The 13,378-nt window shown below is 60.9% G+C and carries 11 protein-coding genes; 4 read left to right on the top strand and 7 right to left on the bottom strand.

Annotated features, from left to right (window positions below; genetic code table 11):
- The first annotated feature begins 184 nt into the window (after nucleotides 1–184).
- Entirely contained in the window at nucleotides 185–739 is a 555-nt protein-coding gene (locus ACVWXE_RS00375) for a DoxX family protein (RefSeq protein ID WP_041437454.1), read from the top strand.
- Nucleotides 740–1,050: 311 nt separating this feature from the next.
- Here ACVWXE_RS00375 and ppk1 read toward each other — a convergent pair whose 3' ends face one another.
- From ppk1 to ACVWXE_RS00360, 3 genes are read right to left on the bottom strand one after another with little or no spacing between them, the layout of a single operon-like run.
- On the bottom strand, nucleotides 1,051–3,225 hold the full coding sequence (gene ppk1 / locus ACVWXE_RS00370; protein ID WP_457489354.1) for a polyphosphate kinase 1: 2,175 nt from the start codon (nucleotides 3,223–3,225) through the stop codon (nucleotides 1,051–1,053).
- Nucleotides 3,226–3,283: 58 nt separating this feature from the next.
- The gene (locus tag ACVWXE_RS00365) at nucleotides 3,284–4,243 is read right to left on the bottom strand and encodes a branched-chain amino acid ABC transporter permease (protein WP_457489298.1); all 960 of its coding nucleotides are present in this window, start codon (nucleotides 4,241–4,243) and stop codon (nucleotides 3,284–3,286) included.
- Nucleotides 4,243–5,112: a branched-chain amino acid ABC transporter permease gene (locus ACVWXE_RS00360; RefSeq protein ID WP_457489297.1), complete on the bottom strand. Its 870-nt coding sequence runs from the start codon at nucleotides 5,110–5,112 to the stop codon at nucleotides 4,243–4,245. The genes ACVWXE_RS00365 and ACVWXE_RS00360 overlap by 1 nt, the downstream gene beginning before the upstream one ends.
- 155 nt (nucleotides 5,113–5,267) lie before the next feature.
- On the opposite strand from ACVWXE_RS00360, the gene lptC reads away from it, so the two are divergent.
- The gene (gene lptC / locus ACVWXE_RS00355; protein ID WP_457489296.1) at nucleotides 5,268–6,242 is read left to right on the top strand and encodes an LPS export ABC transporter periplasmic protein LptC; all 975 of its coding nucleotides are present in this window, start codon (nucleotides 5,268–5,270) and stop codon (nucleotides 6,240–6,242) included.
- Between the two features lie 83 nt (nucleotides 6,243–6,325).
- A complete protein-coding gene (locus ACVWXE_RS00350; RefSeq protein WP_457489295.1) occupies nucleotides 6,326–8,089 on the top strand; it encodes a sulfatase in 1,764 nt (587 codons plus the stop codon).
- 12 nt (nucleotides 8,090–8,101) lie between these two features.
- Here ACVWXE_RS00350 and ACVWXE_RS00345 read toward each other — a convergent pair whose 3' ends face one another.
- Nucleotides 8,102–8,596, bottom strand: coding sequence for a DUF3531 family protein (locus ACVWXE_RS00345; protein WP_457489353.1), 495 nt, complete (start codon nucleotides 8,594–8,596; stop codon nucleotides 8,102–8,104).
- Between the two features lie 568 nt (nucleotides 8,597–9,164).
- Here ACVWXE_RS00345 and fabG point away from each other — a divergent pair.
- Nucleotides 9,165–9,926, top strand: a complete 762-nt coding sequence (gene fabG / locus ACVWXE_RS00340; RefSeq protein ID WP_011433672.1) for a 3-oxoacyl-[acyl-carrier-protein] reductase — start codon at nucleotides 9,165–9,167, stop codon at nucleotides 9,924–9,926.
- Nucleotides 9,927–10,234: 308 nt separating this feature from the next.
- Here the strand turns inward: fabG and ACVWXE_RS00335 are convergent, their stop codons facing one another.
- The 3 genes from ACVWXE_RS00335 to ACVWXE_RS00325 form a co-directional block, all read right to left on the bottom strand.
- Nucleotides 10,235–11,878 carry a gamma-glutamyltransferase family protein gene (locus tag ACVWXE_RS00335; protein WP_457489294.1) on the bottom strand — a complete coding sequence of 548 codons (1,644 nt, stop codon included), beginning with the start codon at nucleotides 11,876–11,878 and terminating at the stop codon, nucleotides 10,235–10,237.
- A gap of 37 nt (nucleotides 11,879–11,915) precedes the next feature.
- Nucleotides 11,916–12,650 (bottom strand): HAD family hydrolase, encoded by a 735-nt coding sequence (locus ACVWXE_RS00330; RefSeq protein ID WP_414398532.1) that lies wholly within the window; start codon nucleotides 12,648–12,650, stop codon nucleotides 11,916–11,918.
- A gap of 67 nt (nucleotides 12,651–12,717) precedes the next feature.
- Nucleotides 12,718–13,371 carry a YqiA/YcfP family alpha/beta fold hydrolase gene (locus ACVWXE_RS00325; RefSeq protein WP_414343667.1) on the bottom strand — a complete coding sequence of 218 codons (654 nt, stop codon included), beginning with the start codon at nucleotides 13,369–13,371 and terminating at the stop codon, nucleotides 12,718–12,720.
- Nucleotides 13,372–13,378 lie beyond the last annotated feature (7 nt).

The following is a 13,378-nucleotide window of genomic DNA, read 5'->3' as shown; positions in this document are numbered from 1 at the left end:
GAAACCCAGCGGGCCGGAGGCCTTGTTTTTGCATGGGATCCCTGTTTTTGCATGGGATCCCTTGACCACTGGGGATCTGAACCCCATCTTGTTACAGAAATTTAGAATCGTTACAATAAGTTAGAGTCTTTGCTCATCTTTGCATCGCAGGTTTTATCCTATGGCACCCTCTCAGCAGTTTCCCGTGCTACTCGCCTCAGCTTTGCGTCACGACAGCGTAACTCCGCGCTGGTCTCAAGTGGCGTGGACCGTTTTGCGGGTGGTGGCAGGGCTATTCATGATTCACAACGGCCTTGACAAACTGGCAGATATCGAAGGATTTGCGACGGCTTATGTAGAAGTGATCGGGTTGCCCTTCCCGATCTTCTTCGCTTATGTGGCTGCCTATACCGAGCTGATCGCAGCTCCGATGGTGGCGTTGGGTTTGTTGACCCGCGGGGCAGCACTGGGCTTGTTCGCCACGATGGCGGTGGCCATGTTCCATCACATTAAGGTGGCCGGCTTCAGCGTTCCCTACTTGGAGCTATCCGCCATCTACGCAGCGATCTTCCTGGCCTTTGCGGTGAATGGGGGGGGCTGGTTCTCTGTGGATCAGCTCTTGGTGAATGCAATCGAGTCGTGGCTGAACCGCGCCAGCCGGGAAAAGTTGGAGAGCTTGCAGTCTTCGTTGCAGGCCACGGAACGGGTAATTGCGCTGGGCGAGGAAGAGGCCGAGGCCGCCAAGACCACCGGATCCTGAGCTTTGGTGGCCATTCCCGATAGCGGCGAGGCTGCTCCTCTCTCCCTCTGAGAGAGAGGTTAGCTAAACCGCCGGGAAGCCCCGCACTCTCTGCAACAGCAGGAGGGTCGGGATGAAAGGCGTATATATCCTGTGCCATAATCAACATGGCTGTACAAAACGGCGTTGCCGGAATCTGGTACAGCTACGCGGTGGGACATCCCGTGTCTGCGCGTGGAGGGTTCTTGCAGTAGCTCCCCGATGAAGCGCGAAGCCCACGCTGTACCTGTAGGGTCAGTGATGGGAGTATGTCACCAGTGAGAGTCATCCTGCTAAATGCGGCTGGCGGCCCGCTCCATCAGGCGTTGGTGGGTGGAGCGCACAGGCTCTCCTGGCTTGGGTTGCCGCTGCACGTAGGTGCCATCAGGGCGCAACTCCCAGGCTTGCCGGTTGTCCGTCAGGCAGATGTCCAAGATCGCCTTGAGCTCCCGCTGCAACGCGGGATCCTCCACAGGGGTAACCACCTCAACGCGCCGATCCAGGTTGCGGGTCATGTAGTCGGCACTGCCGATGAAGTACTCTTCCTGGCCGCCATTGTAGAAGTAGAAGATGCGGGAGTGCTCCAGGAAGCGCCCGATGATGCTGATCACGCGGATGCGTTCGCTTAGGCCTGGGATCCCGGGCTTGAGGCAGCACATGCCGCGCACAATGAGGTCGATCTCCACCCCGGCTTGGCTGGCCTCGTAGAGCAGCCGGATCATTTCCGGGTCGGTGAGAGAGTTGATCTTGACGATGATACGCCCCTGGCCCCCCGCTTGGGCATGGCGCATCTCGCGGCGGATCAGGGCTTCCATGCCTTGGCGTAGGGTTCTGGGGGCCACCAAGAGCTTGCGGAATTGCCGTTGCCGTGAGTAGCCCGTCAGTAGGTTGAACAATTCCGTAACGTCGTTGCAGAGGGTCTCGTTGCAGGTGAACAGGCCCAGGTCAGTGTAAATGCGGGCGGTTTTGGGGTTGTAGTTGCCGGTACCGATGTGGACGTAGCGGCGCAGGGATCCCTCCTCTTCCCGCACCACCAAAGCCAGTTTGCAGTGGATTTTCAGCCCCGGCAGGCCGTAGGCCACGTGGACCCCGGCTTTCTCCAGCTTTTTGGCCCAGAGGATGTTGTTTTCTTCGTCGAAACGGGCTTTGAGCTCCACCAGAGCGGCCACCTGCTTGCCGTTTTCGGCGGCCTGAATGAGGGATTTCACCACCGTCGAGTCGCCGGAGGTGCGGTAGAGGGTTTGCTTAATGGTGAGCACCTGCGGATCGTTGGCGGCCTCCTCCAAAAACCGTTCCACGCTGGCGGCAAAAGAATCGTAGGGGTGATGCACCAACAGATCCCCTTCCCGGATGACGGCAAAGATATCCACCGGCTCATCGCTGACCGAGGCAGTGCGCAGGCGGGGCGGGGTGACCGGCCCCCAAGGGGGATCCTTCAAATCGGGCCGATTCAGGCTGAGAAACGCCATCACCCCCCCCATACTCAAGAGGCCATCCACTTCGTACACCGAGTCACTGTTGAGGCGCATCTCTTCGCTGAGCCGTTGTCGGATGGCTGCCGGAGTTTGGCTGGCAATCTCCATGCGCACCACTGAGCCGAAGCGGCGCTTGCGCAGCTCTTCTTGAATGGCAGCCAGCAGATCGTCCGCCTCGTCCTCTTGGATTTCCAGATCCGCATCTCGGGTAATGCGGAAGGGGTAGTACTCCAGCACCTGCATGCCGACAAACAGGGACTCCAGATGGTGGGCAATCACCTGATCCAGCGGCACAAAGCTCACCCCATCCCGCAGCGGCACAAAGCGGGGCAAGGTGTTGGGCACCTTCACGCGAGCAAAATGCTCCTTGCCAGTCTCTGGATCCCGCACCACCACCGCCAAGCTGAGGCTGAGGTTGGAGATGTAGGGAAAAGGATGGCCTGGATCCACCGCCAAGGGGGTGAGCACTGGAAACAAACGCCTCTCAAAGTAGTCCCGCAGCTCCTGCCGTTCCGACTCGGCCAGCTCGGAAAAATCGCGGATGTGAATGCCCTGTTCCGCCAGCTTGGGCACCAGTTCCTGCCGGAAGCAAGTGTGCAATTTTCGAATCAGGGGGCGCAGGTGGCTCGAGATCTGCTGCAACTGCTGCTGCGGTGTAAGGCCATCCGGGGTTAGCACCAACACGCCCGTTTCCAACTGACGACGGATCACCGCCACCCGCACCATGAAAAATTCGTCCAGGTTGCTCTCAAAGATGGCCAGAAACTTCAGCCGCTCCAGCAGCGGTGTGCGCTCATCCAGGGCCTCGTGCAAAACCCGGGCATTGAATTCAATCCAGCTCAGCTCCCGGTTGAAATACTGCTCCGGCAGAGCATAGCCCTCTTGGATGGGTGTAGTCCGGATCCCTGGTTGTCCGGCATCCGGGGGGCAGCCCGTCGTGTCAGGGTTGCAGGGTGGCCAGGAAGGGTCAGTTTCCTTGGGGCGCGGAGTCATGGCGGCAGAGGGCTGGGTTGTCTCAAACACGTCAACAACAGCTGGAGCCGACCCAATCCTATCCTGCGGGGTTCTGCTTAGGCGAAGGAGAAGTGCCCAAGACGGGCTTGGGCGGACGTTCAGGCAACAATCCTTGAGAGCGCGTCAGAAGAATCACCTGGAGCAGGATCCCGATCAACAAAATGCGCAAAGGGCCAGCCCGGGTGGCCCACTGGGGCGGCAGACGGTTGGTGAGCCACTCGCTGCCCGACCACACCCCCCAAATCACCAGCGCTCCCAGCAAGGCGCCGCGATTGTTGCCACTGCCCCCTGCGATCAACATCACCCAAACGATGAAGGTGGCAAACTCCGGTTGAAAGGCTTCTGGGCTGATGAAATTGACAAAATGGGCGTAGAGGGTCCCCGCCAACCCCATCAGCATGGATCCCAGCACAAACGCCTGCAGGCGAAACTGGAGCACATCTTTGCCGGCAGCCAGGGTTGCCGGTTCATCCTCGCGAATGGCCCGCAGCACCCGCCCCCAGGGGGAGCGATAGGCCCGCTCCGCAGCCCAATAGACCACCGCCAAAATGACCAGCACCAAGCCCAAGTAGAGAAGGGTATCCTGACCTGGGATCCAGCCGCGAAAGGGTCGTGGAATGCGGGTAATTCCCCGTACGCCATTGGTCAGCCAGCCCTCATTTCTCAGGATTTGGCTGATGATCTCGGCAATGCCGATGGTGGCGATGGCCAGGTAGTCGGAACGCAGCTTCAGGGTAATCAAGCCGATCAAAAAGGCAATCGCTCCGGCGACGGCCACAGCCACGGCAAAACCCACCCAAAAGGGTAGATTGAAGCCGCCCAAATGCTCGGCGCTTGGGGGTGTGGTGACAATGGCGCTGGCATAGGCTCCCACGGCAAAAAAAGCCCCCACCCCGATGTTGAACATGCCGGCGTAGCCCCACTGGATATTGAGGCCCAGCACCAGCACGCCGTAGATCCCCACCAAAATCAAAAAGAAAATGCCGTAGCTCAACATCAGACATCCCCCCCACCCGGGGATCCCAGCAATCCCGTGGGTCGGAAGATCAGCAGCAATACCAATATGGCGAAGGCCACCCCGGTTTTATAGGCCGGGTTGATCACCAAGGTCGAGAATTCTTCCGCCAGGCCGATCACCACTCCTCCGGCAATGGCCCCGTAAGGGCGACCAATGCCGCCGAGAATGGCCGCTGCAAAAATGGGCAGCAATAGCCGCCAGCCCATGGTGGGGTGCAGCCGGGTATCCATACCCAGGAACACACCTGCTGCACAGGCCAAAGCTGCGCCGATGGCCCAAGTCCAGAGAACGATTCGCTCCGTATCAATGCCGGTAATCTTGGCCAGCTCAAAATTGTCGGCCATGGCCCGCATCGCTTTGCCCACCCGCGTGCGTTGTAAGAAGAGATGCAGTGCCACCACCAACAGGGCTGTTCCCGCCAGGATTACCGCCCAATCGGGCTTAATGCGCAGCTCCCCAAGCCGCCACGGCAACTGGATCCCGCTGCGGTACACCTGATTGTTGGGCCCCCAGATGATCTGCACCAGGCTGCGCAGAATCAGGGCGGTGCCAAAAGAAGAAATGAGCAAGATCACTGGTGCCTCCCGGCGCAGGCGGCGATAGATGAGCTGGTCGATCCCAACTGCACAAAGTACCGTGGCCAAGGCTGCCGGGATCAGGCTCACCCCAATCGGCCAACCCAGCCCGACCAACGTCAGGCCGAAGTAGGCCCCCAGCGTCATCAGATCCCCATGGGCAAAGTTGGCAAAGCGCAAAATGCCAAAGGTCAGCGACACCCCAATTGCTCCCAGGGCGTAGATGCTGCCCAAGACAAGGCCGTAGATGAAAAGTTGCAACAGTTGGGTCACGCTTGCCCCCAAAAACACTTTGCCCTGATAATGCCACGGGTTTGCCGAGAGCGGGATCCGGCTCAGCGCAGCGGAAGGATACGGCTGATCGCGCCAGCGGGACGGAGTCCTAAGAAAGCTAGGGTAGGGGAGAGCGCCCAAAAGGAAGAAGATCCATGCAGTCCAGGTCTTTGTCCATCCTCAGCTCCCTGGCAGCTTTGGCCCTGTTGAGCCTTGCCTGCGGAGCGCTGGAGCCATCCCCAGACAGGGATCCCACACCTGCGGATCCCATTCCCACTCCCCAGTTAATCTACGAAGACATCACCCTCACCCAGGCCAGACCGGATGGTGCCATTCTCTGGCGCTTACAGGCTCGCCTGGCCGAATATGAGTCCCCCTCCGAAGGCAGCGCCACTCCTGTGCAGTTGGGATCCGCCCATTTGCAGGCCGTTGAGGGAGAATTTTTCGACGAAGACAACCGCGCCATCCGCACCCGCGCCGAGCAAGGCTCTGCCTACCCCGGCGAACGACGTCTGGAATTGAGGGGTCAAGTCGAGGTGGAATCGGAGCGAGACAACCTGCGTCTGCAGGCCCAGCGGGTGGAATGGCTGCCGGAACAGCGCCTCCTCCAAGCCGAGGGCCAGGTGAAAGTGGAGCTGTTGGAGGGCCAGGGATCCCTGCAGGGGGAGCGGCTGCTCGTCGACTTTGGCCAAGCCCAGATGCAGCTGGAGAACTGGGATCCCACTCAGCCGGTGCGGGCAGAGTACCGGGATCCGGATCTGGAGCTGGCTGCCAGCCGTTTTCTGTGGCAATTTGGCGTCGGGGAAGTGCAGGCAGTAGGGTCTGTAGAGGTTTACGCTCCCTTACAAGCTTTGCGCCTCAGGGGCGAGCAGTTGCGGGCTCCCCTGCCCTTTGCCGAGCTGCGCTTGCTGGACAATGTGAAGGCCAAAGCCGAGCAGACAGGGCAAGAGCTGGAAGCCCAAGAGATTCGCTGGCGCATCGGCTCCACCCAGTTGCAAGCCCGAGGCAACGTGCGCTACCGCCAGCCCGGCCAGGCTTTGACTGTCAGAGGCAACCAAGGGATCCTGGATTGGCAGGCCAACACTGCTCGGATCCAAGGCAACAGCCAAACCCAGCTCACTTTGCCCTGAGGAGGCGGTGGGGGAAGCAGAAAGCTGGCCGAGAGCATGGCAGGATAGGGATACCTTTAAGGAAAAGTATCGGGTGAGTTGTGGTGAGCTTTGAGGACTCCGTCCGAGTGGCGCAAACAGGACGTTCCCCCGCAAGGGCCGGCGCTGCTGCCGTAGAACGCCCCAACATCCTGCTGATCGTGCTGGATACCCAGCGGGCAGATCGTCTCTCCTGCTACTGGTCGGAAGCGGAGCGTGCCCGCCAAGTGCCCACCAGCCCCAACCTGGATCGGCTGGCTGCCGAATCCACCCTCTTCGAGCGGGCCATCGCCCCTGCCCAATGGACCATCCCCTCCCACGCTTCCCTCTTTACGGGGGAATATCCCAGCACCCACCAGACTGTCCAAGCAGATCTGGAGCTGAGCCCCGCCCTGCCCACCCTGGCAGAGCTGTTGCAGCTGAGCGGCTATACCACTGTGGGCTTTTGCAACAACCCTCTGGTGGGGATCCTGAAAAACGGCTTGCGGCGCGGCTTTGAAACCTTTTACAACTACGGTGGCGCTCTGCCCACCCGCCCCCCCGAAGGCACCCCCTTGCCCGCCCCCTTGAACCGCTGGCTGGCCGCCTACACCCAATTTTGGCGGCGGCTCTCCTATCCGGTGCAAAACGCCTTTGCCCGCTCCGACACCCTCTTCCAGCTGGCGCTGCACCCCTGGTTGGCCTCCCTCTGGACCCGCCTGCTCAACTTCAAAGGCAACACCGCCGCCTCGATTGCCGACCTCAACCGCTACCTGCAGCAGATGGCCCGCCGCCGGTCGGATCCCGGAGCACGGCCCTTCTTTTGCTTTGTCAACCTGATGGAGCCCCATCTGCCCTACTGGCCGCCGGAGCCCTTTGTGCAGAAATACGCCCCCTATTTCAAAAGCAACCGCGAGGCCCGCGACTTTTTGCGCCAATACAACGCCCAGCCCTACCGCTGGATGGCGCCCCTGCCGCAGCCCCTTTCTCCACTGCAAGCGCAGGTGCTGCGGGATATCTACGATGCTGAGGTGGCCTACCAAGATCACCTACTGGGATCCGTCTTCGACACCCTGCGCCACACCGGCCTGGAGCAGAACACGCTGGTGGCCATCGTCGCCGATCACGGCGAAGGCCTGGGAGAACACGACTTCGTCGGCCACGCCTTTGTGGTCTACGAAGAGCTGATCCGCGTGCCCCTCATCCTGCGCTATCCCGGCCACTTCCCGGCAGGAAAACGCATTGCCACCCCCGTTTCCACCCGCCGCCTCTTCCATACCCTCCTGGAAGCTGCCGGCTTTAGCCCCAACCTTTCCCCCAACGGTGCCCCCTGTGTCAGCCTCAAGCTCCGCCGCGAGGTCGCCCGCCTCAGCTTGGCCCGCACCTTGGCAGGGGAAGATCCCGAGCAGGGAACAGTGCTCAGCGAAGCCTTCCCGCCCCACCTCCTCATTCGGGCTATGGAAAGCCGTAACGACAGCCTGCTGCGGGCGCGTGCCTGTTACGACATCCGCCGTGCCCTCTATGAGGGGATGACCAAGCTCATCCAAACGGGGGATCGTCCCAGCCTCTACAACTTGGAGCAGGATCCGGCGGAGCTGCGGGATCTGCTTTGGGTCGGCGACGGGGATCCCGTGTCCTCTCTCCCTGATGCTGATCCGCAACGCTGTCACGACGGGTCGGCGGTGGAGACCGGCTGGCCCCAGGCTTGGCTGGCTCGCCTACAGCAGGGGCTGAGAACGTGGGTGAGCTGGGCAGAGTCCCGGCGGCCTAGCACGGCTCCTCGCAAGGTGAATGTGGAAAGCGATGCCGACTTGGTGCGGCAGATGCAGGAGCTGGGCTACTTGGAGTAGGCAGGGATCCCGCTATTCCAGCCCTCCTTCCTCCTCCCTGTGATCCCGCACATAGCCGTTTAGATCGTAGTCATCCATGTCATCCCTCTCCTCCGGATCCGCCGTTGGCCAATCCTCATTTTGCCCGCCGATAATCACGCGGCTGAGGCCGATGTATTCCAGGCTGAGGGTGCGCAGGGCGTTGATCAACACATCCAGCGCCATCGCATCGGCGGTGCCCAGATCAAACCAGCAGCGGGCCCAGTTGTCCTTCTCTTCCAGGGATCCCATGTTGTGCATCAGGGAAGGCAAGGGATCCGATTCGTTGGGATACTCCAGATAGCTCAGATCCGCCTCTGCCTCTTGGGCCACCAGGCGCTCGGCGTTAAATCCCCCCAGTTTGCCCAGCACGTACCATGACTCCAGCACCTCGTTGAGGTACTTCAGCTCAGCTTCGACCGGCGGCTCGGCAAACTCAAACCAGATCCACAGATTTCCCGGATCGCACTCGCGAAACTCCACTTGCATGGACAGTTCCTGATACATTCACGCTAAACTCTCCTGAACATGGTTCAGGAAAGAAGCGATCGCATCCTGCCTATCTCTGTTCGCGTCAGCGGGACGGAGTCCAAACAGGAAGGCGGTATCCCGCAAAGCCCTGAGGAATACCCCCCGAGCGCTTTCCCCCTTCACTTCCCGGCAACCGTTGCGGTGGACTCAAGGATCAGGGGGAAACTTGGTCTACTATATCCCTCTCAATGACTTTTGCCAAACCGCCTAAAGCTCAGTAAATTCAGCAAAGTTCAGGGTTTTGGGGGTTAGAGGCATGCTCTGCTGCGGCCTAGCCTTTGATCATAGTCCGGCTCTGCTCGCCCGTTGGTCTGGGAATCCGTCCGTCAACACATCTTGCGGGCAGGGTGACTGCACAGAGCCGTGGGATCCCTCCTGCCTATGCCGAAGGACTCCATCCAAGTAGCGCGAACGGCGGTTATGAGGGACGCAGCGCAAGCGATCGCAGGGAAGCCAGTGGCAACCAGAGGGCTCTAAAGCATCCTATACTGTTGCGGCTGTCCGAATCACGAGGAATCTGCCGCTTATGTCTGAGCTTCTCCCTTTGCCTTCCCTCCAAGACCGGGTGGCTGTGGTCACCGGAGCCAGCCGGGGCATTGGCCGGGCGATTGCCCTGCACCTGGGGGCCATTGGAGCAAAAGTGGCGATCAACTACGCCCGCTCCGCTGCCGAAGCCGAGTCCCTGGTGGAGGAGATCGCGGCCCTGGGGGGAGAAGGGATCCCTGTGGCCGCCGATGTGTCTTGCCCAGAGGCGGTGGAGAGCCTGTTTGCCCAGGTGATGGAGCGGTGGGGTCGGGTGGATGTGCTGGTGAACAATGCCGGCATGGCCCGCGACACCCTGCTGCTGCGCATGAAGCCAGAAGATTGGCAGGCGGTGCTGGATCTCAACCTGACGGGGGTCTTTCTCTGCCTGAAGGCAGCCGCCAAAATCATGGTAAAGCAGCGCCAGGGGCGCATCATCAACATCACCTCGGTGGTGGGCTTGGTGGGCAATGCCGGCCAGGCCAACTACAGCGCCGCCAAAGCAGGGGTGGTGGGCCTCACCAAGACAGCAGCTCGCGAGCTGGCCAGCCGCAACATCACCGTCAACGCCGTGGCACCGGGGTTCATCACCACCCAAATGACCGAAAAACTGGATCCCGGCCCGATTTTGGCGCAGATCCCCCTGGGGCGACTGGGATCCCCAGCAGAAGTGGCAGGGCTGGTGCGTTTTTTGGCGGCAGATCCGGCGGCGGCCTACATCACGGGACAGGTTTTCGCCATCGATGGCGGCATGGTGATGAGCTAGGCACTGATACATTTACGCTGAACACTGCTGAACATCACTGTTCAACTATGCAGCGATAGCATTCTGTTTGTTTCCATTCGCGTTAGCGGGACGGAGTCCAAACAGAATGGCGGTATCCCGCAAAGCTTTGAGTAGAATACCCAAAGCGCAGTTTCCGTGTCGTCTTACTACCAATTTTCTGCTTTGCTTTGGCTACCATGTTGGCAGACTCGAAAGTAAACAGAAAGATCAACTGGTAGTAATCCGTACTGAACATATTATACATTATTTTCAGTATAGTTGAGCTTATTATTGACTAGAGTCATGCTCTACCACGCCAGGGCTAGGCCATCGGCACGGGGTTCGGAAGCCGCAATGAAGTGATCCCCATCCCGCAAGAGGATCTGTCCCCGGCCAAAAAGACCGCAATCCTCTTCTGCGTCCACCACCTGCACTGCATGGCCGCGGGCGGAGAGTTCGCGCACCACCTGGGGCGGCACCGTGCTCTCCAGCGCCACCTGCGGGATCCCTTGATCCCACAGCACTCGCCAGCGGGGCGCATCCAGAGCCGCCTGGGGGTTCAGGCCGTAATCCACCAAATTCACCACCACCTGCACATGGCCTTGGGGCTGCATTGCCCCCCCCATGACACCAAAAGGGCCGAGGGGGATCCCTTCTCTGGATAGAAAAGCGGGGATGATCGTGTGGTAGGGGCGCTTGCGGGGGCCCACCTGGTTGGGATGGCCGGGCTCCAGGGTGAAACCCGTGCCGCGGTTGTGGAGAGCAATGCCCGTGCCCGGAACCAGCAGACCACTGCCGAAGCCATCGAAATTCGACTGAATCAAAGACACCATCAACTCACCATCAGCTGCAGCCAGGTAAACCGTTCCCCCCTCCGGCAGCCCTGGCTGGGCCAGGGGGATCGCCTCCCTCCCGATCAACTGCCGCCGCCGCTGTGCATAAGCCTTATCCAGCATCTGGGCAGGACTGACCCGCACATACTCCGGATCCGCCACCTGTCGGCTCACATCGGCAAAGGCCAGCTTCATTGCCTCAATCTGCAGGTGATAGCGCTCGCCGGCATCGTAGGAGATCCGACCCAGCTCAAAACCCTCCAAAAGGTTGAGCGCCATCAAAGCGGCAATGCCCTGCCCGTTGGGGGGGATCTCCCAGACGGTGTAGCCGCGGTAATCCGTATGGATGGGTTCCACCCAATCGGCCTGGTGCTGGGCCAAGTCGGCGGGGGACAGGAAGCCGCCCGTGGCCTCCGAGAAAGCCAGCAACTTCTCCGCCAGCTCCCCCCGGTAAAAACTCTCCCCACCGCTACGGGCAATCTCTTCTAGGGTTTGAGCATGCAGGGGGCTGCTCCAGCGCTCTCCAGCCCGTGGGGCACGCCCTTGGGGAAAGAAAACGGCCTTGAAGGCGTCGTGGCGGGGATCTGGCAGGGGCAAATAGATGGACTCCGCCGCCTGCCACAGTTGGGCCACCCGGGGAGAGACCGGAAATCCCTCTTGCGCCAGACGAAGGGCAGGCACAAACAGACGCTCGAACGGCAGCTTTCCCCAGCGCCGGTGCAAGGTTTGCCAAGCGGAAACTGCCCCCGGCACCGTCACCGCTAACCAATCGTAGGGGGGGATCCGCCCATGGTCCCGGTACCGCTCCGGCGTCAGGGCGGCTGGGCTGCGACCGGAAGCATTCAACCCGTACAGCTGACCCTCTTCCCCCCCCTCCCACACCAGAGCAAAGGCATCGCCGCCAATGCCATTGGAGGTTGGCTCCACCACCGTCAAAGCCACCGCCATTGCCACGGCTGCATCCACAGCATTGCCGCCCGCCCAGAACATCTCCATGCCCGCCATTGCCGCCAAAGGTTGGCTGGTGGCCACGGATCCCTGTCTGCCCATCACCACCCGTCGCCGCGAAGCAAACGGATAGCGATCCAGGGCCTGCCGCAAAAAAGTGGGTGCTGGCATATCGCTACGCGACGCTCTCGCGAATGGGCTGGGCTCCCTACACAGGCAGGTTATCGCTACGCGACGCTCTCGCGAACAGGAGTGCGGCCAACTCCGCAAAGCTGTCCACCACCACATCTGCCCCGGCGTGGCGCAGTTCCTCGGCGGTGAAAGCCGTGGTGAGGCCCACCGCAAAACAGCCAGCCCCCTTAGCGGCGCGGATCCCATGGGTAGAATCTTCAATCACCCAACACAACGCCGGATCCAACCCCACAGCGGCAGCCGTTTTCAGGTAAGGCTCTGGGTCGGGCTTGGCCCGCTGAATGTCTTCGGCGGTAATCACCGCGTCAAACCAGCGGTGCAGGTCGAAGCGCTGGAAAATCTGCGCTTGATCCCGGCGGATGGCCGAAGTGGTGACGGCCAGGGCAGAAAAGCGCCGGCGGCTGGCCGCCAAAAACTCCAGCACCCCCGGCACCAGGGGTACCTCTGCCAGCAGCTCGCCAAAAGCCTTGGCCTTTTCCTCGATCAAGCGCTGCACCAGCAGGGGCCGTTCTGCAGGTGGGGTGTCCGTCTGGTGTTGGACAAGGTACTCGAACATGTCGCGGTCGGTGCGCCCCTTGAACTGCAGGGAGATGGGGGCCAAATCCAGGGATAGGTGGCAGCGTTGCAGGGCAATGGCCCCGGCGCGGGCATGGATTGGTTCCGAATCCACAATCACCCCGTCCATATCGAAGAGCAAGCCGGCAGTCACGTCAGCCTTCCCCTGTTGTAGGCACAGCACTTTGGATTGCATAGACATTATCGCTACGCGACGCTTTCGCGAATGGGCAAGCACGGGACAGGGATCCTCTTTAACAACCCTACTGCCCCGTCTCCATCCCCCACCCGCAGAAGCGGCTGGTGATCTGCCAAATGGGATCCAACACATCCGTCAGGGCGTGGTCACTCTCCACCGCCACCAGTTGGGCCCAGGGGCGACGGGCCACATAGTCTCGGCTGGCTTGAATGGGGATGGTGTCGTCTTGGATCCCGTGCACAATTAGGGTGGGCACAGGCCGTCGTAACCCCCCATCCGGGTAGCGCTGGGCATCGGCAACAAAGCCGTACTCCAAAGGGAGAGGGCGGCCTTCTCCGTAGTGAAACACCATGAGTTGTCCGGTTCGCTGCCAAGTCTCCACCGCCTCTGCCCCCAGCCGCGGCAGCCAATGGCCTAAAAAGCCAAAAGCCGGCGCCAAGAGCACCAAGCGCTGCACGCAAGGTTGTCGTTCGGCAACCCAAGCAGCCACCAGGCCCCCCAAGCTAGAGCCGATGAGGGTGACAGGGGGGTAGTTCATCTCGGCAAGCTGGCTGGAAACCTGCTGGATCTGGCGGGTCAAGGTGAGCTGGGCAAAATTGTCCTGGTTCAGATCAGGCACCTGAACAGGGATCCCCACCTGCTGCAGCCGCTGCCGAAAGAAAGTTGCCTTGGCCGACTGCGGCCCAGAGCCGAATCCATGCAGGTAAATCGCCAACACGGAAAGG

The sequence above is a fragment of the Thermostichus sp. MS-CIW-41 genome, from assembly GCF_054058915.1.
This window is presented reverse-complemented; position numbering and strand designations above follow the sequence as displayed.

Coding starts and splice junctions, on each gene's coding strand:
- ACVWXE_RS00345 (WP_457489353.1), bottom strand. CDS start 8,596: ATGCAAGTGGAGTTTCGCGAGTGCGATCCGGGAAATCTGTGGATCTGG.
- ACVWXE_RS00335 (WP_457489294.1), bottom strand. CDS start 11,878: ATGCCAGCACCCACTTTTTTGCGGCAGGCCCTGGATCGCTATCCGTTT.
- lptC (WP_457489296.1), top strand. CDS start 5,268: ATGCAGTCCAGGTCTTTGTCCATCCTCAGCTCCCTGGCAGCTTTGGCC.
- ACVWXE_RS00330 (WP_414398532.1), bottom strand. CDS start 12,650: ATGCAATCCAAAGTGCTGTGCCTACAACAGGGGAAGGCTGACGTGACT.
- ppk1 (WP_457489354.1), bottom strand. CDS start 3,225: ATGACTCCGCGCCCCAAGGAAACTGACCCTTCCTGGCCACCCTGCAAC.
- fabG (WP_011433672.1), top strand. CDS start 9,165: ATGTCTGAGCTTCTCCCTTTGCCTTCCCTCCAAGACCGGGTGGCTGTG.
- ACVWXE_RS00365 (WP_457489298.1), bottom strand. CDS start 4,243: ATGTTGAGCTACGGCATTTTCTTTTTGATTTTGGTGGGGATCTACGGC.